The organism is Sphingomonas dokdonensis (genome assembly GCF_002197685.1).
GTDB lineage: Bacteria > Pseudomonadota > Alphaproteobacteria > Sphingomonadales > Sphingomonadaceae > Sphingomonas > Sphingomonas dokdonensis.
The window spans coordinates 197,078-217,139 of the sequence record NZ_NBBI01000001.1 but is presented as its reverse complement, the minus strand read 5'-3'; the positions used below and the strand labels follow the sequence as shown (position 1 = coordinate 217,139).

The window sequence follows — 20,062 nt, the reverse complement described above, 5'->3', positions numbered from 1 at the left end:
GGTCGCCCGCAATGAACCGGCTTTCTCCTGACGAAGACGACGCCCGCTATATACGCCGGTTGTTCCTGACGCTGGGCGTCGGCGCGCTGGCCGCGGCGCTGTATTTCACCGGCGACCTCCTGATCCTCGCCTTTGGCTCGATCCTGGGCGCGATCGTCATCCACGCCCTTGCGGAGATCTACGAACATCGCCTTCGGCTATCGGCCAAGCCGGCACTTGGCGCCGGCATCGTAACGGTACTGGCGATCATCGTCTTTCTCGGCTGGCTCTTCGGCGTCGAGTTCCGCACCCAGGTCAACGTGCTGGTCACGCGTCTCCCGGGCATCGTGGCGGAGCTAGGCGCGCAGCTGTCGACCTCGCCGGTCGGCGCAAAGGTAGTGGATGCGGTGCGTGCCGCCTTTGCCGGCAGCCGCGTCGCGCAGGATATCGGCGGCTTGGCGCAGGGCGCGGGACAGTTCGTGCTCAACGCGCTGCTCGTGCTGGTCGGCGCGATCTTCTTTGCCGTCGATCCCAAGATCTACGAGCGCGGCTTTCTGCTCCTCATGCCGCCATCGAAGCGCGCGGTGATGGAGGATGCGCTGCTCGACACCGGGTCGACGCTGCGGCTCTGGCTGCGCGCGCAGCTGATCCAGATGACGACGATGGGCGTGCTGGTCGGGCTTGGGCTGTGGCTCGTCGACGTGCCCTCCGCCCCTGCACTCGGCCTGCTGACCGGGTTGAGCGAGTTCATTCCCTATGTCGGCCCGCTGGCCGCCATGGTGCCGGCCCTCGGCCTGGCGGCAACCAAATCGCTTCACCACGTCCTGCTGACCGTGGCCGTCTTCGCCGTGGTGCGCGTGGTGCAGACGAACTTCATCACGCCCTTCGTCACCAGCCGGGTGGTCGCCATCCCGCCCGCCGTTACCCTGTTCGCCATTCTTGCGATCGGAGCAGTATTCGGGCTGTTCGGCCTGTTCTTCTCCGCCGCCATGCTGGTCGTGATCTACACGCTGGTGCGCAGCCTCTACCTTCGCGACACATTGGGCGAAGATATTCCGCGCGCGCGCCATCGCACCTTGTTCGATTCAGCGGGGACGCCGAGAGATTAATTATGTGAATGGACGATTAAGCGTCTGTTTACCTTTTACGTTCATTTGTGCTTTGGTTAATGGATCGGTTGGGGCGTGACGGGGTGCCGCACATGCTCGCAAACGGGAGGATGACGGATGCGCGTGCTGCTGATCGAGGATGAGCCGACGACCGCCAAGGCAATCGAACTGATGCTCTCGGCCGAGAGCTTCAACGTCTATTCGACGGACCTCGGTGAAGAGGGTTTGGACCTCGGCAAGCTGTATGATTACGATATCATCCTGCTCGATCTGAACCTGCCGGACATGCATGGCTATGACGTGCTGAAGAAGCTGCGCGTCGCGCGCGTTTCCACGCCCGTGCTGATCCTGTCGGGCGTCAACGAAATGGAATCGAAGGTCCGCTCCTTCGGCTTCGGCGCCGACGATTACGTGACCAAGCCGTTCCACCGCGAGGAACTGATCGCACGGATCCAGGCCGTCGTGCGTCGCTCCAAGGGCCATTCGCAGTCGGTGATCCGCACCGGCAAGCTGTCGGTCAATCTGGATGCCAAGACGGTCGAAGTCGACGGTGCGCGCGTCCACCTGACGGGCAAGGAATATGCGATGCTGGAGCTGCTCTCGCTCCGCAAGGGCACCACGCTCACCAAGGAAATGTTCCTCAACCACCTGTACGGCGGGATGGATGAGCCGGAACTGAAGATCATCGACGTCTTCATCTGCAAGCTGCGCAAGAAGCTCAGCATGGCATGCGAGGGCGAGAATTACATCGAGACCGTCTGGGGCCGTGGCTACGTGCTGCGCGAACCCGACGAGGTGGCCGCCAAGGTCGCCTGACGCCGACCCGCTTGGGGGGTCAAGGCCGCCGGCGCTCGGGGGGTTCGCCGCGGTTGTTTCACGAACTGGCAGGTCGCTTGGGCGGCCATGGTGCCGGCTGCTTGCCCGGTGCTGCGACGATCGGTCGTGGCAGCCGCCGGGTCGCGTCGCACCGCTGCCATCCCCCGCTTACGACTGAAGGGGGGAAATATGATCAAGATCCTTGTTATCGCCGGCATCACCGCCGCCGCTTTCGCCACCACGCCGGCGCGCGCCGCGCAGGAACCCAATGCGGCGCCTGTGGCCAACCCGCGTTGCGAGGGCAACGCATGCCTTCGCCGCATCGCCGCAAGCTGCACGATTGATCAGGCCCGCCGCTCGGCCCGGCCATGCCAGCAATCCGCCAGCGACATGGAAAAGCTCGGCCGGGAACAGCTCGATCAGCTGATCGCCAGCCTCAACTGATCGCCTGAATTTTATCCACGTACGGGGAAGCGGCACCGGCCCGCTCCCCACCCGGCCTACCGATCAGAATACGCTGAGGGAGGTCGGGTGGGGAGCGGGTTGGCGCCGCCTCTGATCCAGTGTTGCTGGATCAGGCTCTAAGCGCCCGTGCGGTGCGCGGTTACCAGCGCCTGCAGGTGCGCCTGCAGCGCCGTCGCATTGACCGCCCAGGTGAAGCGCTCGGCATGGCGACGCACGGCCTCGGCAGACGGCGGCGCCTTCAGCACATCGGCGATCGCGTCCGAGAAAGCACCCGCATCGCGCGCGACGACGCGCCCCGCCTCAGGCGCGGTCACCACCTCGCCCGCGCCGCCAGCGGCCGTGATCACGATCGGGGTGCCGCACGCCAGCGCCTCGACCCACGCATTGGCCAGTCCTTCGGACTGCGAGGCGAGCGCCATCACATCCGCCGCCGCGATCAGCCGCGGCAGCTCTGCATGCGGCACGCTGCCGAGCAGGCGAACGCGCGTGCCCAGACCGCCGCGCGCAATGGCGGCCTCGATCCGCCCGCGCGCCGGCCCCTCGCCCGCGATCAGCAGCGACACGCCCGGCAACCGCGCGACGGCCTCCACGACGATCTCATGCCCCTTGCGCTCGATCAGCGCGCCGACCGAGATGACCAAAGGACCCTCTACGCCGAGTTGCGCCTTCGCCGCGGCGCGATCGACCGGCGCGAAGCGGTCCAGATCGACGCCGGTGTGATGCACGCGGATCCGCTCCGCCGGCATGCCGATCGCGACCATGTCGTCGCGCATCGCACCCGACACCGCGAGCAGGCCGTCTGCCGCCCGACCGGCCTGCGTCACCTGCGCCGCGGTCGCCGGCTGCCGCCCCCAATGGTGGATGTCCGCGCCGCGCGCCTTGATCGACACCGGCACGCCATAGCGGCGGCCAAGCGCCACCGCCGCCGGCCCGTCGGGGAAGAAAAAGGAGGCGTCGATCACGTCGAAGGCGAAGTCCTCGCGCAGCCGGTCCATCACCGGGATCAGCGCGCGGGTCAGCGCCGCGACATGAAACCGCCCCTTCGTGCCGGGCAACGCGGCAAAGCGCGGCCGTTCGACATCCAGCCCCTTCCACTTTTCCGCGCGCGGCAGCGCCGCCAGCGTCTGAAAGCGCGGCATAAGGCGCAGCGGCCACGGCGGCAGTCCCACCGGCGCGACGACCCGCACCGCAATGTCCGACTGCGCGGCGAGGCCCAACGTCTGCCGCTCGACGAAGATGCCGAAATTGGGTCGGCTCGAATCGGGAAAAAGGCTGGAAAGCGTGAGAACGCGAAGCATGGCCGCCGCTGTAGCCGGTCGCTGGTTAAAGCGGCATGCTGCAAAAAGCGGGACAAGCCGATCATGGCATCACAACTGACCTGCTGCTAATCGCCCATCCATGGCGCACGCGCATCACGGACACGGGCACGATCACAGCCACGAAGGCGGCGGCCACCATCATCCGGCGCCGCCCGACCGGTGGGACCGCGCCTTTGCGATCGGCATCGGGCTGAACCTTGCCTATGTCGCGGCGGAAGCAGGCGCCGGCTTCTGGACCGGCTCGGTCGCGCTGCTCGCCGATGCCGGGCACAATCTGTCCGACGTGCTCGGGCTGGCGGTCGCCTGGGCCGGCGCCGCGCTTGCGCGCACGCCGCCGTCCAAGCGATTCACCTATGGGCTGAAGGGATCGACGATCCTCGCCGCGCTTGCCAACGCGCTGCTGCTGCTGGTGGCGCTGGGTGCGATCGCGCTGGAGGCGGCGCAGCGCCTGACGGAGCCGGCCAGCGTCCCCGGCCTCACCGTTTCGGCCGTGGCGGCGATCGGCATCGTCATCAACGGGCTGACCGCCTGGCTGTTCGCGCGCGGACGCGAGGGCGACGTCAACATTCGCGGCGCTTATCTCCACATGCTGGCGGATGCGGCGGTCTCGGCCGGCGTGGTGCTGGCGGGGATCGGCATCTGGCTCACCGGCTTCGGCTGGATCGATCCGGTCGTCAGCCTGCTGATCGCCGGGCTGATCTTCTGGCAGACCTGGGGCCTGCTGCGCGAGACGGTGGAAATGAGCCTCGCCGCCGTGCCGCGCGCGATCGACTATGATCGCGTGCAAGGCGCGCTGGCCGCCCTGCCCGGCGTGGCGGCGGTGCACGATCTGCACATCTGGCCGATGTCCACCACCGAGCCGGTGCTCACCGCGCATCTGCTGATGCCGGCTGGGCATCCGGGCGATAGCTTCCTCGCCGATGTGCAGCACATGCTGCACCACGATTTCGGCATCGGCCACGCCACGCTGCAGGTCGAGACGGGCGCCGCGCCCTGCGTGCTGGAGCCGTCGAGCGCCGTCTGACCTCGCGCCTCAATGCCCGGTGGTGCGCGACCACAGGTTCATCACCAGCACGCCCGCGACGATCAGCGCCATGCCGATCACCGCCGGCGCATCCAGCCGCTGCCCCTGCACGATCCAGGCGATCGCGGTGATCAGGACGATGCCGACGCCCGACCAGATGGCATAGGCGATGCCGGTCGGCACCTCGCGCAAGGTCAGCGACAGGAAGAAAAAGGCGACCAAGTAGCCGATCGCCATCACGATCGTCGGCACCGGCCGGGTGAACCCGTCCGACTGCTTCAGAAACGACGTGGCGATCACTTCCGCGACGATCGCAATCGCCAGATAGGCGTAACTTACCACGCGATCGGCCGCAGCGTGATCAGTAAACGCGCGCCACCGCGAACTCGACTGCCTCGATCATCGCATCCTTCGCCGTGCCGTCGGCAAAAGGCGCAATGGCCTCAATCGCGCGCTGCCCATAATGCCGCGCCCGCGCGATCGTGTCGTCTACCGCACGGGTGGAGCGCACCAGCTCGATGGCATGCGCGAAGTCGGCATCGCTGTCGCGGCGGCCCTCGACGGCATCCTTCCAGAACTGTCGCTGCTCCTCGCTGCCGCGCGCATAGGCGAGGATCACCGGCAGGGTCATCTTGCCCTCGCGGAAATCGTCGCCGGCGTCCTTGCCCATCGTGCCGGCGTCCGACGTATAATCAATCGCGTCGTCGACGAGCTGGAACGCGATGCCGAGATTGCGGCCATAGGCATCGAGCGCCGCCTCCTCGCTCTCCGGCCGATCGGCGACCACCGCCGCGATCCGGCACGCCGCGGCGAATAGCGCCGCGGTCTTTGCGTTGATGATCTCGAGATAGCGATCTTCGCCGAGATCGACGCGCCGCGCGGCGGTCAGCTGGTTCACCTCGCCCTCCGCGATCACCGCACTGGCATTGGACAGGATCTTCAGCGCGCTGAGGCTCCCTGCCTCCACCATCAGCTCGAACGAGCGCGAAAACAGGAAGTCGCCGACCAGCACGCTTGCCGGATTGCCCCAGATGATGTTGGCGGTGCGCTTGCCGCGCCGCAGGTCCGATCCGTCGACCACATCGTCGTGCAGCAGGGTCGCGGTGTGGATGAACTCGACCGCCGCGGCGAGGCCGTAATGCCGGCCGCCATCATAATTCAGCAGCCGCGCGCTCGCCAGCGTCAGCATCGGGCGCATCCGCTTGCCGCCGCTGCCGATCAGATGATTGGCAAGCTCGGGGATCAGCGGAATGTCGGATTGCATGCGATCGACAATCGCGGCGTTGACCTGATTCATGTCGTCGGCGACGAGGTGAATCATCGGATCAAGTGACGGCTGATGGCCGGAAAGGCGTTGGACGGTGGCGCTCATCTCCAACTGCCTCTACGGACGCAGGCGCTAGGCCGCAATGGGAGGGCGCGAATGGCGGACGAGGTGTTGAGGGGATATCGCAAGAGCATCGACAATATCGATGCAGCCCTGGTCTGTCTGCTGGCTGAACGGTTCAAGGTGACGCAGGCGGTCGGCCGCTACAAGGCCGAAGCCGGCCTGCCCCCGGCCGATCCCGGCCGCGAGGATCAGCAGATCGCCCGATTGCGCGCGCTTGCCGAGGAGGCGGAGCTCGACCCCGAGTTCAGCGAAAAATTCCTCCGCTTCATCATCGACGAGGTGATCCGCCACCATCGGCAGCTGCAGGGCTGACGCCTGCCCTCCTTCTGCGCGCGACAGAAAGAGGGCTGCGCCAATCACTTGCCGGTGAAATTGGCGGTACGCTTTTCGAGGAAGCTCGCCATGCCTTCCTTGAAGTCGGCGCTCTGGAACAGCGGCAGCAGCTGCAGATAGACGTGCTGCACATGGGTATCGAAGGTTTCTTCCATCCCCATGCGCATCAGCCGTTTCGCTCCCTGCACCGCCATTGGCGCATTGGCGGCGATCTCCAGCGCGATCTCGCGCGCCCGGTTCGCGACCTGATCGGCGGGCACCACTTCGTTGACGAGGCCCTCTTTCAGGCAGTCGGCGGCGCTCAGCGTGCGGCCGGTGAAGATGATCTCCGCCGCCTTCGCCCAGCCGAGCATGCGCGGCAAAAACCAGGTGCCGCCCGATTCGGGCAGGATGCCACGCTTCACGAACGCCGCCGCCAGCTTCGCCTCCGCCGCCATCACGCGAATGTCGCAGCCCAGCGCCATATCCATACCATAGCCTGCCGCCGACCCATTGAGCGCGGCGATCACCGGCTTGTCGAGCGCGTGAAGCACGGTGGGCGGCGTGTTGCGCAAGTCGATCGTCGCGCCGAACGTGGCGGAGGAAGAGCCGATCCCCTCGCCCTTTTGCGCGGCATTGAGGTCTAGCCCGGCGCAGAACGCGCGGCCCGTGCCGGTCAGCACGATCACCCGCGCCTCCTTGTCCTCGCCCGCGCGCACCAGCAGGCGCGTCAGCTCGTCGAGCATCGGCCCGGAGATGGTGTTCATCCGCTCCGGCCGGTTCAGCGTCAGCGTCGCGACGCCGTCGGACACCTCATAGGTTACGTCTTCGCTCATTCTTCCTCTCCCCTCACGCGGCCCGCGCCAGGCGCGCGACCGTGGCTTCATATTCCGCCATCGTCTCGTCGAAGATCTGCGCGATCGGCTTCACCTCGCGGATGCGGCCCGCCACCTGTCCGGTAAGCGCGATCCCCGCTTCCAGATCGCCGCCGAAATACACCGCCTGCGTGTCGGCGAACTCGCCAAAGATATTGGGCGTCCCCTCCTTCTCGATCCGCGTCGTCCGATCGGTGCGCAAGGCACGAAGCGCCGGGCCCGGCCCGCTGCGGTTGAGGAACACGGTATCGGTCGCGTCGGCCTCGACGATCGCCGTTTTCCAATTTTCATGCACCGGGCATTCGGCCGACGAGAGGATGCGCGTGCCCATCAGTACGCCCTCGGCACCGAGCGCAAACGCGGCCGCCATCGTGCGCCCGTCCATGATCCCGCCAGCCGCGACGACCGGCACGTTCACCGCCTCGACCACCTGCGGCACCAGCACCATGGTGGAGACGTCCTTGGCGTTCTTGAACCCGCCGCCCTCGCCACCCTCGACTATCAGGCCGTCGACCCCCGCCTCCACGGCACGCAGCGCGCCGGCGAGACTGGGGACGACGTGAAACACCGTCAGACCCGCCGCCTTCAGCATGCCGGTATATTTCATCGGATCACCTGCCGAGGTGGTGACGAAGCGAATGCCCTGATCGATCACGAACTGGACGATGCCCGGATCGCGCACGAACGCCTGCGCGACGTTCACGCCGAACGGCTTGTCGGTCAGTTCGCGCATCTTGATGATCTCGCCGCGTACGGCCTCGAGATCACCCGAGGAGGTTTCGATGATCCCCATGCCGCCGGCGTTCGACACCGCCGACGACAGGTGAGACCGCGCGATCCATCCCATCGCCGCCTGAATGATCGGCTTCTCGATCCCGAGCATCTCGGTGACGCGCGTCTTCAGCGCCATTCGCCCTCTCCCGATTCCCTTTATTTGAAGATCGGGTTCGCACGCTCAGCGCCTTGGCGCCAGCCCCTTTCAAACAGTGAGTGCGAGCAGCGCGAACGTCGCCAGCCAGTGCGTCCCCATGTAATCGTCCGCCAGATGCGGCAGGCTGGCGGCGAGATGATCGTCCGCCGCTTCGCGCGCGACTGGCGCGATCGGGTGCGCCGATAGCGCGGCTGCGATCGAGCGCCAGCACCATGCGCGACTGAGGTTCAGCCCGTCGAGATGCGCGATCTTCCCGTCGCTGCGATCGGACACGGTGGCGGGCGTGAACAGGCTTTGCGGGCGACCGGCGACGGCGTCGGGCAGGAAGACGTCGAACCAGCCGGCAAAGCCGTCGCCCAGCACGCGGCTCATCAGCAGCGCCTCGCTCAGCGCAGAGGACAGGAACTCGTCGCCGCCCGGCTCCCACGCCTGGCAGCCGCGATCCTCGCCGAACCAGTCCCGCGCGCGCGCGTCGATCAGCCTCACCAGCGCCGCATCATGGTCGCATGCCCAATCTCGCGCGAGCGTCAGCGCAAAGGCGGTATTGAAATGCGTACCGACGCGGATCGGATACGTCAGCTTGGGCAGATGCTGGCGGAACCGCTCGGCAAAGGCGCGCGCCAGCGGTTCCAGCGCCGCGCCCCAGCCCGCATCATGCCGCGCCGCCTCGCCATGCAGCGCGAGCGCCCACGCCCAGCCATACGGCCGCTCGAACCCGGCGGCATAGGGCCGCGCCAATACCGCCAGTTCGCCGGTCACCTTATCCGCCACCAGCATCTCGTCCGCGCGGCGGCGGATCTCTGCGGCTTCGGGCAGATCGGGGAACAGCCGCGCGATCGTCAGCAGCTGCCACCAACCGTGAACGCAGCTGTGCCAATCGAAGCTGCCGTGGAAAATTGGGTGGATCTCATGCGGCTCGCGCAGATCGTCCGGCCCGGTCAGTACCTGATCGAGCTTGAAGGGATAACGCTGGCCGACATGTCCCAGCGTGAGCCGGGCAAAGCCGGCGGCGACATCGGACGTCAGGGTCATGCAACGATCCACCACAACAAGAGCACATTGAACACGAGCAGCGGCAGCGCGGTCGGCACCTGCGCCCGGATCACGCCGTTGCGATCCTTGAGCTCGAGCAGCGCGGCCGGCACCAGATTGAAGTTCGCCGCCATCGGCGTCATCAGCGTGCCGCAGAAGCCCGCCAGCATGCCGACCGCCGCGACCGGCGCCGGGTCAGCGCCATAGGTCTGCACCAGCAGCGGGATGCCTACCGCCGCCGCCATCACCGGGAACGCGGCAAAGGCATTGCCCATCACCATGGTGAACAGCGCCATGCCCAGCGCAAACGCCAGCACCGCGCCCAGTACGCTGCCCGCCGGGATCGCCAGCCCCGCCAGCCGCCCGACCACCTCGCCCACGCCGGAAAGCGCGAACACCGCGCCAAGGCTCGCCAGCATCTGCGGCAGCACGGCGGCCCAGCCGATGTCGTCCATCAGCCCGCGTCCGGCACGAAACGGCTCGGCCGGCGCCGGCCGGAGCCAGGCGTAGCACAGCGCCAGCGCCAGCAGCACGCCCACCGTCAGCGCCACCAAGGTCGCCTGCTTGCCGTCGAACACCGCCGGAAATTGCTTGAAGACGAAAGTGCCGATCAGCGCAGTCGCCGGGATCACCAGCGCGGGCACGAACACCATCGCGCCGAGCGCCGTCGGCTCGGGCGCAGCGACGCGGCGCCTCATCCGCCCGCTCGCGGCGATCGCCACAAGCGCCAGGACGAGCACGCCATTGCCGATGTCGCCCAGCCAGTCGCCGAGAAGGAAGCTCGTCGCGATCAGCCCGTAGAACCCGGTGTTGGCCCAGCGCCGCTCGACGAACGAGAGGATCGCAAAGGCGAGGAACGTGACCCCCGCGACAAGATAAACGAAATTCAGCCCGATCATACGCGGCGCGCCTTGCGATCAAGCCACATCAGCCGCCCGCCGTGAATGACGAAGGCGGCGATCGCGGTCGGGATCGCCCACACCGACATGTGCAGCGGCTCGACGAAGATGCCATACCCTTCCAGCACGCCCTTCATCAGCAGGATCGATCCGATCGCGATGAAGATATCCTCGCCGAAAAACAGCCCGATGTTGTCGGTGGCTGCAGCCATCGCCTTCACCCGCTCGGGATCATGCGCCTCCCCCGCCGCCGCCTCCGCCATCGGCGCGATCAGCGGGCGGACGGTCTGCGCCGGCCCAGCGACCGACGTAAGCCCCAGCGCGGCGGTGATCTGGCGAAAGCCGAGATACGCCATCAGCAGCCGCCCCGTCGTCAGCCCCTTCAGCCCGCCGACCAGCGCACGCGCCCGCGCCTGTAAGCCGTTGCGCTCCAGCAGGCCGATCACCGGCAGCACGATATAGATGGCGGTGACGTAGCGCGTATCGTTGAACGCCTTGCCGAACGCCGCAAGGATGGCGAGCGGATCGATTCCCGCAGCAAGCCCGGTGACAAGCGCGGACGCGGCGATCACCAGCATCGGGTTGAAGCGCAGGAGAAAGCCGAGCGCGATGATCGCGATGCCGGCAAGGACCAGCATCTAGCGCGTCCCCCGCGCGTCACTCCGCCGCCGTCCCGGGCACCGCCATGTCATGGAAACCATCCGCCGATCTGTGCGGCAGCAGCGATGCGGGGACAACCCCGAAGCGGCGAAGTGGTTCGGCAGGGTGGGTACGTATCAGTCAGGTTCAGCAATCCACCGAGCATTATGACTCGTGAGACCGGATCGAGAGAAAGCGGCCAGTTGCAGCCGTTCATTAGGCCGCCGCTGTTCCTGTACGCGGTCGCTCGATCATCCAAAGTGAGAGGAACTCAGAGGAAGCGAGCGGCAGGTTCGCATGCCTGCAATTAGCCTTCGCACCTAAAACGGCGGATCGCCTTCCCAATCGATCGCGTCGAGTCCTGTTTGAACCTCTTCCTTCGTGAACACAGCCAGCAATGACTGCTTGCGCTCGGGATCGATCTTTTGGTCGAACTTGACAATCAAGCTCTGATAAAACTCCCGAACGTCCTTGTCTGAGCCTATCCACCTGATTTGATTGTTTTCCAGTCCAGCGGTGAGTATCTTATCTGCATCGTCCCAAGTAAGCGCATCTACCAACACCATTAGCTGCGCAATAGCAACGTGAGTGGCCGCGAAGAACCCTGCGTTCACGAGCTGGTCTATTGCGTCAATTTTTTCAACGTCAACTGCGAGCTTTATTGTTGGAAAATGAGCGTTGAAGAATGGTTTAAGCTCCGTGTGCAGAGTCAGCTTTCCGTTCTTCTTCTCCCTCCACTCATCAACTAGGAATGCATGCGCGGCACCCTTTTCAAGAGGCGACTCGAAGTCACCATCCTTGGAGACAATGTGCAGATCTGCTCCATCGGGCACGTCACGCAGCAATGCCTCCCAGTGGATCTGATCGCCGAGTTTATCTGGCTTGCCAGGAGGGTTGCCTCGCAAGCGCCTGTCCAACGCCGCGCTGATCAGCTTGTTGTCGATCTTCTCAGGTGGCGCGGCTTTTATCACGTCCGCAAACAACTTGTCGGCGGCCAGAGCCTTGCTTTTAGCTTCCTCACGGGAGCGAGCGATCATGTCGTTCCGCAGCTTTTCGAGCTTCTGCATTGCTTTATCATAGTCTGCCATTTCCGGGAAGCTGCGCATGTAGCGCGGCACGCTCTTGGACACTCCGGAGCTGGTAAAGGCCGCGAGAGACTCCTGTAATTTCTTCTCACGGTTTCGGTAAAACTCATCTACTAGCTGGTGGCTAGTATATAGCTTAACCTTGTCTTTGTTTATTACCGCAATAAGCTTGCGAAGCTGTTCGAGATCGTCGCTTGTGAATGCGTAAAATGCTAGCCAAGCATTAGTGTCGATAAAGACGTGGAGATCAGCCATGCACCCCTTTATAGTGGCACACATAAGTTGGTCCACCACTTGACGATCGGTCGATTAGCAATCCGTCAATCCCAGACCTCAAAGACCAGTGCTGAAGCCGGTTGCTAGCCCCTCAACACTCGGCACAGCGCAGCAATGCGGGACTGGTTCGCTTCGCGCGTGATCGCCGCCTCGGGGGCGCCGTCGAACCCGTGGATGGCGCCGGGCCAGATGTGGAACTCGGTCGGCACGCCGGCGGCGAGGAGGCGCTGGGCGTAGGCGATGTTCTCGTCGCGGAAGAGATCGAGGCTGCCGGTCGCGATGTAGGTGGGCGGCAGGCCGGCGAGGTCCTCCGCGCGCGCCGCGGCGGCGTAGGGCGAGACGGCTTCCCCGCCCGGTGCCACGCCAAGCATCGCCTGCCAGCCGAAGCGGTTGCTGTCGCGGTTCCAGATGAACTCGCCGGTCAGCGGGTCGCCGTCGATCACGCCGGTGCGGTCGTCGATCATCGGATAGAGGAGGTGCTGGAACGCGAGGCGATGTTCGCCGCGGTCGCGTGCGAGCAGCGCCAGCGCGGCGGCGAGCCCGCCGCCCGCGCTTTCGCCCATCACGCCGATCCGCGCCGGATCGATCCCGAGCCGCGCGGCATTGGCGAAGGTCCAGGCGAGGCCGGCGTAGCAATCCTCGATCGGGCCGGGGAATGGCGTTTCCGGCGCAAGGCGGTAATCGACCGAGACGATGACGCAGCCGAGCGCCGCGACCATCGGGCGCAGGCGCGTGGCGCTTCCCTCCGACGTGCCGAGCACGAAGCCGCCGCCATGCATGTGGCAGATGCCGCCGGCGCCCTGCACCGGCTTCACGGGGCGGAAGATGACGAGGCCGAGGTCAGATGCGCCCTCCGGACCGGGCACGCTGATCCGCTCCATGACCACGCCGTCATCGTCGGCGGGCGGCGGCGGCGCGGGCCAGCCGCGCGCCTGCTCCAGCACCTCGGCCGACATGGTCACCGCCGGCCACAGGTCGAGCAGCGGCAGCAGTTCGGGATCGACCAGATGCCGCGTACTCATGACGCCCTCTCCTGTAGCTGCTGCGCCCTTATGCGGGCTGAAGCAGACCTTCCTTCGCGATCTTTTCGCGCCAGACGAGCGGCGCGAGCTGGTGGACGTTGTTGCCCTCGCTGTCGACCGCGACCGTGACGGGGAAGTCCTCCACCTCGAACTCGTAGATCGCTTCCATCCCGAGATCCTCGAAGCCGACGACCTTCGATCCCTTGATCGCGCGGGCGACGAGGTACGCCGCGCCGCCGACCGCCATCAGATAGGCGCTCTTGGCGTCCTTGATCGCGTCGGTCGCCGCCGGCCCGCGCTCGGCCTTGCCGACCATCGCGAGCAGGCCCTGGTCGAGCATCATGCGGGTGAACTTGTCCATCCGCGTCGCGGTGGTGGGGCCGGCCGGACCGACCACTTCCTCGCCGACCGGATCGACCGGGCCGACGTAGTAGATCACGCGCCCCTTGAACTCGACCGGCAGCTCCTCGCCGGCGTCGAGCATGTCCTTGATCCGCTTGTGCGCGGCGTCGCGCCCGGTCAGCATCTTGCCGTTCAGCAGCAGGCGGTCGCCCTGCTTCCAGCCCTGCACCATCTCGGGCGTCAGCGTATCGAGATCGACGCGGATCGCGGCCTTGTCGGGCGTCCAGTTGACCTTCGGCCATTCTTCGAGCTTCGGCGTCTCGAGGTACGCCGGCCCGCTGCCGTCGAGCGTGAAATGCGCGTGGCGGGTGGCGGCGCAGTTCGGGATCATCGCCACCGGCTTGCCCGCGGCGTGGCACGGCGCGTCCATGATCTTCACGTCGAGGATGGTCGACAGGCCGCCCAGGCCCTGCGCGCCGATGCCGAGCGCGTTGACCTTGTCGAAGATCTCGATGCGCAGCGCCTCGATATCGTTCTTCGGGCCGCGCGCCTTCAGCGGGCCCATGTCGATCGGCTCCATCAGCGCCTTCTTGGCGAGCAGCACGCAATGCTCCGCCGTGCCGCCGATGCCGATGCCCAGCATGCCGGGCGGGCACCAGCCGGCGCCCATCTGCGGCAGCATTTCCAGTACCCAATCGACGATCGAATCGCTGGGGTTCATCATCTTGAACTTGGACTTGTTCTCGCTGCCGCCGCCCTTGGCCGCGACGTCGATCGAGACGGTCGCGCCCGGCACCATGTCGACGTGGAGCACGCAGGGCGTGTTGTCCTTGGTGTTGCGGCGGGTGAAGGCGGGGTCGGCGAGCACCGAAGCGCGCAGCTTGTTCTCCGGGTGGAGGTATGCGCGGCGCACGCCCTCGTCGACGATCTCCTGCATCGAGCGGCTGGTATCGTCGAGGCGGCAATCCATGCCCCATTTGACGAACACGTTGACGATGCCGGTATCCTGGCAGATCGGCCGGTGGCCCTCGGCGCACATCCGCGAATTGGTCAGGATCTGCGCGATCGCATCCTTCGCCGCCGGGCCCTGCTCCGCCTCATAGGCGTCGCCCAGCGCGCGGATGTAATCCATCGGGTGATAGTAACTGATGAACTGGAGCGCATCGGCAACGCTCTCGATCAGGTCTGCGGCGCGGATCGTCGTGGTCATGGACCCGAGCACTATGGCGCGCTGGCGGTGAGTGCAACCGGTCTGCGAACCCGGCAGCGTGGCGACCCCATCGACATTGCGCGCGCGATCAACGGCGGCGGCTCCCTGCCCTGGTGATCTCTGGCGAAAACATCCGTTTATAAACACTTTGCCAACCCTCTTGGCCTACGCCGGACGCATGGGTTCCGTTCGCCTTTCTGTATCCGATGCGCCTGTTCCGTCCGCGCGTCTCACCGAAGCACTGGGATTGGTCCCGCTCGATGACGATGCACTGCGCGACGCAAGCTGCACGCGGCTGAAGGAAACCGGCACCTTGTGGCCGGTGGTGGTGGCCGGTTTGCTGCTCGGGTCGATCGGGATCGCGAGCACGCTGGCGATCTGGCACGCGCCGGTCGCGCTCGCCACCGGACTGGGGCTCGCGATGGCGGTGATCGGGCTGTTCACCTGGGGCGTGCTGCGCTTGCCCGCCGCGCAGGAGCTGGCGTCGCATCACCGGATCATCATGCTCGCCTGCAGTGCGGCGGCGCTCGCGATTGCATTGTCGCTGCAGCTTTCTCTGTCGCCGTCCCTGCCCACCGGCCCGCTGCGTGTCGCGGGGTTCGTGCTGGGCATCGGCGGCATCGTGCTGACTGCGATCGCGCTGCATCCGGTGCGCGCGGCGTCATTGGTGTTCGCGGTGACGCTGGCGCTGATGGTGCCGGTGTCCGCCGGGATTGGCCTCGCCGCGGTGGCGGCGGTGCTGCTCGCCGCCTTGCTGGCGATCGGCATGGGCCGGGTGGCGATGCGCGACCTGGAGCAGATCGGCGTGCACGAGGCGGAGGAGCGCGAGCGGCGGCTCACCACGCGGCTGGTGCAGGAATATGAAAGCCACGGCACCGGCTGGTTCTGGCAGACCGATCGCGCCGGGCGACTCAACTATGTCAGCGCCAAGGTGGCACGCGAGTTGACCGCGATCGGCATGGCGCCGCAGGGGCAGCGGCTGGTGGACGTGTTTCGCGTCGATTCCAGCATGGCCGATACCGAGCGAACGCTCACCTTTCACCTGTCCGCACGCTCCAGTTTCTCCGACTATTCGGTCGGCCCCGCGTTTGAAACCGACGCGGATCGGTGGTGGTCGATCTCCGGCCGGCCGATGCTGGACGATCTTGGCCGCTTTCAAGGCTTCATCGGCTTCGGCTCCGACCTGACGGAAAAGCGCCGTTCGGAAGCGGAGATCACCCGGCTTGCGCTGTTCGACAGCCTCACTGGCCTCGCCAATCGCCAGCGGTTGCGGCTGTCGCTCGATCAGGCGCTCGCCACCGCGCAGGGGCCGAACACCACCACCGCGCTGTTCCTGCTCGACCTCGATCGCTTCAAGGCGGTGAACGACACGCTCGGCCACCAATGCGGCGACGAATTGCTGAAACAGGTGGCGCAGCGGCTGACCCGCACGGTGGAGGATGCCGGGCTCGTCGGCCGGCTGGGCGGCGACGAATTCCAGGTCGTGCTCCCGCGCGAGGGCAACCGCGATCGCCTCGGCACGCTGGCGCAGCAGATCATCACCGCCCTGTCGCAGCCGTTCTTCATCGCCGGCTCGTCGCTGTCGATCGGCTGTTCTATCGGTATCGCCATCGCGCCCGAACATGGCCAGGACAGCGAAACGCTGATCCGCAACGCCGACCTGGCGCTTTATGCCGCCAAGGCCGACGGCCGCGGCGTTTCGCGCTTCTTCCGCGACGAGATGCTGGCCGGCGCGCAGAAGCGCAAGCGGCTGGAGGACGACCTGCGCCGCGCGCTGGGCGAGGAGGAATTCCACCTCGTCTATCAGCCGGTCGTTTCCACCAAGGATCAGCGCATCGTCGGTTACGAGGCGCTGCTCCGCTGGGAGCATCCGACGCGCGGCCTCGTCAGCCCGGCCGATTTCGTGCCGGTCGCCGAGGAGTGCGGCATGATCGAGGCGATCGGCGAATGGGTGCTGCGCACCGCCTGCGCGGAGGCCGCGAAATGGCCGGCGCAGGTGCGCATCGCGGTAAACGTGTCGCCGATCCAGTTCGCCAATCCGGCGCTGCCCGCGATCGTCACCAGCGCGATCGCCTCGTCCGGCATTGCAGCGTCGCGGCTGGAGCTGGAGATCACCGAAAGCGTGTTCGTCAACGACGACGCCTTCTCCAGCCAGATGTTCAAGACGCTGAAGGGCATCGGCGTCCGCCTCGCGCTCGACGATTTCGGCACCGGCTATTCCTCGCTCGGCTATTTGCGCAAGGCACCGTTCGACAAGATCAAGATCGACCAGAGCTTCGTGCGCGGCGCGATCCAGGCGGGCAATCGCAACGCGGCGATCATCAAGGCGATCGTCACGCTGGCCGATACGCTGGGCATGGAAACGACCGCCGAGGGTGTCGAGCAGCAGGACGAGATCACCTTGATTCGCGATCTCGGCTGCAGCCACATCCAGGGCTTCGTCTATGGCCGACCGGCGCGGGCGGAGGATGCACGGGCACAGCTCGCCAGCGGCGGTGCAGACGCGGGCGGTGCCAAGCCCGTCGGCCACCGCGTCAGCCGGGCGGCGCGCGCCACCGTGCTGCGCTCGGCCAAGCTGGAGATCGGCGGCGAAAGCGGCGAGGTGCGCATCCGCAACCTGTCCGCCACCGGGGTGATGATCGACGGCGTCGACTTCCCGGACGAGGCGATCGGCGCCGCGGTGCGCATCGAGCTGGTCGACAACGAGATGTTCCCCGCCACCATCCGCTGGATTTCGGATGGGCGGGCGGGGCTCGAGTTCGCCCGCCACTTCGACATGGAAAGATTGTCCCAGCCGCCCGCCCGCGTCACGCGCCGCGCCGGCTGAGCCGCGCGCGCGGCGATCCCGCGCGCGCCATATATGGTGCCCGAGCGCGGCGGCGGCATTGCGCCCCGCCCGCCACCTCAGACATTCCGGAAAATATTTTTGCGGCGCGCGATCCGCCTTGCAATTCACGAACCCCGCGGAAGTCCACGCGTCGCCGCACGCGCACCCTGCCGAACCGCATCCCCCCTGCGATGAACCGATCGGCCAACCGCGCGATTACCCTCTTGCCTCCGCGCGCCACCTGCCACAATCTGTGGGGGTATTGCACAGGGGCAGGCGCTAGCGCTGGTAGAATGAGACCCACGATTACCCATATCGTGGGCGGGGATTGCGCCGCTTTGCGTGGCGCTTCGGTCACTTTTTGTTCTCATCCAGGCGCCTGATCCGGTATGACACGGGAGCACGCCTCCCGACTCGAACAAACAGGTGGAACGGTGGCGATGGACTTCAGGGACGCAAACGAGGCGAGCATGGCGACCGACACTCTGGACAACACGGCCTCGGCCGAAGCGGACACGACCGATGCGCCCGCCGGTGCGGCGCGCAAGCCCTACCCGCTCGACGTCGATCATTCGCGCGACGCGCTGCTGACCGATTTCGGCAAGGAGACGCTGCAGGACCGCTATCTGCTGCCGGGCGAATCCTACCAGGATCTCTTTGTCCGCGTCGCCAGCGCCTATGCCGACGATGCCGCGCACGCGCAGCGCATCTACGATTATGTCTCGCGCCTGTGGTTCATGCCGGCGACGCCCGTGCTGTCGAACGGCGGCACCGGGCGCGGCCTGCCGATCAGCTGCTACCTGAACTCGGTGCCCGACAGCCTGAACGGCATCGTCGATACCTGGAACGAGAACGTCTGGCTGGCCAGCCGCGGCGGCGGCATCGGCACCTATTGGGGCAATGTGCGCGGCATCGGCGAGCCGGTCGGCCTCAACGGCAAGACCAGCGGCATCATTCCCTTCGTGCGCGTGATGGATTCGCTGACGCTCGCGATCAGCCAGGGCTCGCTGCGCCGCGGCTCGGCCGCCTGCTATCTCGACGTGTCGCACCCGGAGATCGAGGAGTTCCTCGAGATCCGCAAACCGTCGGGCGACTTCAACCGCAAGGCGCTGAACCTGCACCACGGCGTGCTGATCCCCGACGCCTTCATGGAAGCGGTGCGCGACGGCGGCGAATGGGAGCTGAAGAGCCCCAAGGACGGCGCCGTGCGCGGCAAGGTGGACGCGCGCGCGCTGTTCCAAAAGCTGGTCGAGACGCGCCTTGCCACCGGTGAGCCGTACATCGTCTTCGCCGACCATGTGAACAACACCATGCCCAAGCATCACCGCGATCTGGGCCTCAAGGTTTCCACCTCGAACCTGTGCAGCGAAATCACGCTGCCGACGGGCAAGGATCATCTGGGCAACGATCGCACCGCGGTCTGCTGCCTGTCGTCGCTTAACCTCGAGACGTGGGACCAGTGGAAGGACGACAAGCAGTTCATCGAGGACGTGATGCGCTTCCTCGACAACGTGCTGCAGGATTATATCGACCGGCACGAGCCGGGCATGGAGCGCGCGGCCTATTCCGCGGCGCGCGAACGCTCGGTCGGCCTGGGCGTCATGGGCTTCCACTCGTTCCTCCAGGCGCGCGGCCTGCCGATGGAAGGCGCCATGGCGAAGAGCTGGAATCTGCGCATCTTCAAGCACGTCAACGCGCAGGTGAACCAGGCGTCGATGACGCTCGCCGCCGAGCGTGGCCCCTGCCCCGACGCCGCCGACATGGGCGTGATGGAGCGTTTTTCGTGCAAGATGGCGATCGCGCCGACCGCTTCGATCTCGATCATCTGCGGCGGCACCTCGGCCTGCATCGAGCCGATCCCGGCCAACATCTACACGCACAAGACGCTGTCGGGCAGCTTTGCGGTCAAGAACCCGTATCTGGAAAAGCTGCTCAACGAAAAGAGCAAGAATTCCGAAGCCGTGTGGAGCTCGATCCTCGAGCACGGCGGGTCGGTGCAGCACCTCGATTTCCTCAGCCAGGAGGAAAAGGACTGCTTTAAGACCAGCTTCGAGATCGATCAGCGCTGGCTGCTCGAACTGGCGGGTGATCGCACGCCGTATATCGACCAGGCGCAGTCGCTGAACCTGTTCATCCCGGCGGATGTGGAGAAATGGGATCTCCTCATGCTCCACTTCCGCGCGTGGGAGCTGGGCATCAAGTCGCTCTATTACCTGCGCTCCAAGAGCGTGCAGCGCGCCGGCTTCGCGGGCGGCGTGGAGGCCGACAACACGATCGAAAAGCCCAAGTTCGATTTGGGCGAGACGACCGACTACGACGAATGCCTCGCCTGTCAGTAAGCGGGCACACCCGGATTGCCGAAGCAATCCGGGAGATGCCGCGGCGGGCAGTGGCGCCGGCATAGCCGGCTCCGTCTGACGGCGCGGCGCGGGCGCTGCCGCTTACCTCGTGAGCCGGCAACATCATCGGCTTAGCGCGATCAGCGTCTTTCGGCAGTCGCCACCATGTCC

At 66.2% G+C, this 20,062-nt stretch carries 18 protein-coding genes; 7 read left to right on the top strand and 11 right to left on the bottom strand.

What is annotated here, in order from left to right; translation table 11 throughout:
* Nucleotides 1-11 precede the first annotated feature (11 nt).
* From SPDO_RS00995 to SPDO_RS00985, 3 genes are all read left to right on the top strand, one after another.
* Nucleotides 12-1,088 (top strand): AI-2E family transporter, encoded by a 1,077-nt coding sequence (locus SPDO_RS00995; RefSeq protein WP_088365600.1) that lies wholly within the window; start codon nucleotides 12-14, stop codon nucleotides 1,086-1,088.
* 117 nt (nucleotides 1,089-1,205) lie between these two features.
* Nucleotides 1,206-1,904, top strand: a complete 699-nt coding sequence (gene ctrA, locus SPDO_RS00990) for a response regulator transcription factor CtrA (RefSeq protein ID WP_088365599.1) — start codon at nucleotides 1,206-1,208, stop codon at nucleotides 1,902-1,904.
* Nucleotides 1,905-2,093: 189 nt separating this feature from the next.
* Nucleotides 2,094-2,348: a hypothetical protein gene (locus SPDO_RS00985; protein ID WP_088365598.1), complete on the top strand. Its 255-nt coding sequence runs from the start codon at nucleotides 2,094-2,096 to the stop codon at nucleotides 2,346-2,348.
* A 137-nt stretch (nucleotides 2,349-2,485) separates the two neighbouring features.
* Here SPDO_RS00985 and SPDO_RS00980 read toward each other — a convergent pair whose 3' ends face one another.
* A complete protein-coding gene (locus SPDO_RS00980; protein WP_088365597.1) occupies nucleotides 2,486-3,667 on the bottom strand; it encodes a glycosyltransferase in 1,182 nt (393 codons plus the stop codon).
* 100 nt (nucleotides 3,668-3,767) lie between these two features.
* Between SPDO_RS00980 and SPDO_RS00975 the strand changes: the two genes are divergently transcribed.
* A complete protein-coding gene (locus SPDO_RS00975) occupies nucleotides 3,768-4,712 on the top strand; it encodes a cation diffusion facilitator family transporter (protein ID WP_088365596.1) in 945 nt (314 codons plus the stop codon).
* A 9-nt stretch (nucleotides 4,713-4,721) separates the two neighbouring features.
* Here the strand turns inward: SPDO_RS00975 and SPDO_RS00970 are convergent, their stop codons facing one another.
* Together SPDO_RS00970 and SPDO_RS00965 are read right to left on the bottom strand one after the other, a co-directional pair.
* Complete coding sequence (locus tag SPDO_RS00970; protein ID WP_088365595.1) at nucleotides 4,722-5,054, bottom strand: SMR family transporter; 333 nt, start codon at nucleotides 5,052-5,054, stop codon at nucleotides 4,722-4,724.
* Nucleotides 5,055-5,073: 19 nt separating this feature from the next.
* A complete protein-coding gene (locus SPDO_RS00965) occupies nucleotides 5,074-6,084 on the bottom strand; it encodes a polyprenyl synthetase family protein (RefSeq protein WP_088366287.1) in 1,011 nt (336 codons plus the stop codon).
* A gap of 51 nt (nucleotides 6,085-6,135) precedes the next feature.
* Between SPDO_RS00965 and SPDO_RS00960 the strand changes: the two genes are divergently transcribed.
* Entirely contained in the window at nucleotides 6,136-6,414 is a 279-nt protein-coding gene (locus SPDO_RS00960) for a chorismate mutase (RefSeq protein ID WP_088365594.1), read from the top strand.
* 44 nt (nucleotides 6,415-6,458) lie between these two features.
* Here SPDO_RS00960 and SPDO_RS00955 read toward each other — a convergent pair whose 3' ends face one another.
* The 8 genes from SPDO_RS00955 to SPDO_RS00920 form a co-directional block, all read right to left on the bottom strand.
* The gene (locus tag SPDO_RS00955) at nucleotides 6,459-7,250 is read right to left on the bottom strand and encodes an enoyl-CoA hydratase/isomerase family protein (protein ID WP_088365593.1); all 792 of its coding nucleotides are present in this window, start codon (nucleotides 7,248-7,250) and stop codon (nucleotides 6,459-6,461) included.
* Nucleotides 7,251-7,263: 13 nt separating this feature from the next.
* Nucleotides 7,264-8,199 carry an NAD(P)H-dependent flavin oxidoreductase gene (locus SPDO_RS00950; protein ID WP_088365592.1) on the bottom strand — a complete coding sequence of 312 codons (936 nt, stop codon included), beginning with the start codon at nucleotides 8,197-8,199 and terminating at the stop codon, nucleotides 7,264-7,266.
* Nucleotides 8,200-8,268: 69 nt separating this feature from the next.
* Nucleotides 8,269-9,252 (bottom strand): DUF2891 domain-containing protein, encoded by a 984-nt coding sequence (locus SPDO_RS00945; RefSeq protein WP_088365591.1) that lies wholly within the window; start codon nucleotides 9,250-9,252, stop codon nucleotides 8,269-8,271.
* On the bottom strand, nucleotides 9,249-10,151 hold the full coding sequence (locus SPDO_RS00940; protein ID WP_088365590.1) for a DUF979 domain-containing protein: 903 nt from the start codon (nucleotides 10,149-10,151) through the stop codon (nucleotides 9,249-9,251). Before SPDO_RS00940 ends, SPDO_RS00945 begins: the two co-directional genes overlap by 4 nt.
* Complete coding sequence (locus tag SPDO_RS00935) at nucleotides 10,148-10,789, bottom strand: DUF969 domain-containing protein (protein WP_088365589.1); 642 nt, start codon at nucleotides 10,787-10,789, stop codon at nucleotides 10,148-10,150. The genes SPDO_RS00940 and SPDO_RS00935 overlap by 4 nt, the downstream gene beginning before the upstream one ends.
* 321 nt (nucleotides 10,790-11,110) lie before the next feature.
* Nucleotides 11,111-12,130: a PIN domain-containing protein gene (locus SPDO_RS00930; RefSeq protein WP_143559554.1), complete on the bottom strand. Its 1,020-nt coding sequence runs from the start codon at nucleotides 12,128-12,130 to the stop codon at nucleotides 11,111-11,113.
* Between the two features lie 104 nt (nucleotides 12,131-12,234).
* The gene (locus SPDO_RS00925; RefSeq protein WP_088365587.1) at nucleotides 12,235-13,173 is read right to left on the bottom strand and encodes an alpha/beta hydrolase; all 939 of its coding nucleotides are present in this window, start codon (nucleotides 13,171-13,173) and stop codon (nucleotides 12,235-12,237) included.
* Nucleotides 13,174-13,201: 28 nt separating this feature from the next.
* Entirely contained in the window at nucleotides 13,202-14,725 is a 1,524-nt protein-coding gene (locus SPDO_RS00920) for a fumarate hydratase (protein ID WP_088365586.1), read from the bottom strand.
* 178 nt (nucleotides 14,726-14,903) lie between these two features.
* Between SPDO_RS00920 and SPDO_RS00915 the strand changes: the two genes are divergently transcribed.
* Both SPDO_RS00915 and SPDO_RS00910 read left to right on the top strand, forming a co-directional pair.
* A complete protein-coding gene (locus SPDO_RS00915; RefSeq protein ID WP_088365585.1) occupies nucleotides 14,904-17,552 on the top strand; it encodes an EAL domain-containing protein in 2,649 nt (882 codons plus the stop codon).
* A 470-nt stretch (nucleotides 17,553-18,022) separates the two neighbouring features.
* Entirely contained in the window at nucleotides 18,023-19,891 is a 1,869-nt protein-coding gene (locus SPDO_RS00910) for a ribonucleoside-diphosphate reductase subunit alpha (RefSeq protein WP_425441901.1), read from the top strand.
* The last annotated feature ends 171 nt before the right edge of the window (nucleotides 19,892-20,062 follow it).